This window comes from Vibrio sp. 2017_1457_13, assembly GCF_030851525.1.
Taxonomy (GTDB): domain Bacteria; phylum Pseudomonadota; class Gammaproteobacteria; order Enterobacterales; family Vibrionaceae; genus Vibrio; species Vibrio metschnikovii.
In genome coordinates this window covers 1-1243 of record NZ_VHTA01000037.1, presented here as the reverse complement: position 1 = coordinate 1243, position 1243 = coordinate 1, and the positions used below count along the sequence as shown (strand labels likewise).

Genomic DNA, 1243 nt, shown 5'->3' with positions numbered 1-1243 from the left:
CAGGGCGTCCGCATGAATGGTTAGAATTTAGCCGCCAACTTAAATCCAGCTAACAAGACTTGCTCCAAGAAGCCGGGGTTCATCATGCAACGCTTCTGCTTCATTGGCACACTAATTTTGGTTGGCTCAGCTCTTAGCATGTTAAGCGCCATGTGTCTTAACCCTGCCAAGTTTTCAGCTGCGTTTTCTCGGTAAATCTGACAAGCATCTTCCCGCATGCTCACATCTAAAATCCAATGCATTGACTCAATGCCCCAGTGGGCTCGAATAGCATTTCCAGCTTGCTCCGGAGTCAGGTCAGCTGAACTTATGTAGTAGCGGTACTCCAACACTGGTGCTTTGCCTTTTGCGGCTCGGTAATTTTCAACCATGACTATACTGCTTAGTCGGCTCCACGTAGAGAAGTCACCCTCCAACTCGCAGGCCTTGAGTACATGGCAAGTTCGTGCTTCAACACGGCCTTTCTGTTTCTCGATGTGATAGGTGTTTTTTTCAATCGGAGCACGACGGTGTGGGGCGAAGGCGGCCTGTACGGCTGCCGACAACTTGCCTTGGTTCCCCTTTACTGCCAACAAGTAATCACCGCCTTTGTTGGTAATTACCTTGGCAATTTTGGTCTGGCAGGCCATCGCATCAATCGTCACGAGGGCTCCGCGCAAGTCGAGCATCTTAATCAATTCCGGAATTGCGGTGATTTCATTGCTCTTATTATCAGTTTTGAGTTGGCCTAATACCAGTTGGTTGGCACTCGCGTAGGCGCTCACCATATGGATGGTGCTTTGTCTGTCATCTCTATCGTAGGAGCCGCGCAAAGTCTTGCCATCAATGGCAACCACCTCACCACACGTCAAGGTATGTACCGCATTCATCCAGCCCAGGAAACAGTCGCGAAACTCGGCAGGGTCAATACCTGCGATCAGACGAGCAAAGGTATCGTCAACAGGCACGCCGTTTTCAAACAGACCCTGTTTAAGAAACCACTCATGGTGACCAAGAATATATTCACGAATGTCGGTCCAGCCTTGACCACCGGCTATCACGGCGCAGATTGAACCAAACAAAATATCAAACAGAGGGTAGTCAACTTTTGCGCTTTGCCGTTCGTCACGGATGATGCTGAAGTGCTCTTTGATGGTATTAATATTCATGGCAACACCTTAAAAAAGGAGCATAAGATCACAGCCCGCACGTCAGGTCAAACTTAACCTCGCATTGCGCAAAAAACGTTCATGATCTTGCCCTG

Annotated in this window: 1 protein-coding gene; it reads right to left on the bottom strand. The window is 49.0% G+C overall.

Annotated features, from left to right (window positions below; translation table 11 throughout):
* Positions 1 to 20 precede the first annotated feature (20 nt).
* Entirely contained in the window at positions 21 to 1148 is a 1128-nt protein-coding gene (locus FKN88_RS17375; protein ID WP_154167474.1) for an ISAs1 family transposase, read from the bottom strand.
* Positions 1149 to 1243: the final 95 nt, after the last annotated feature.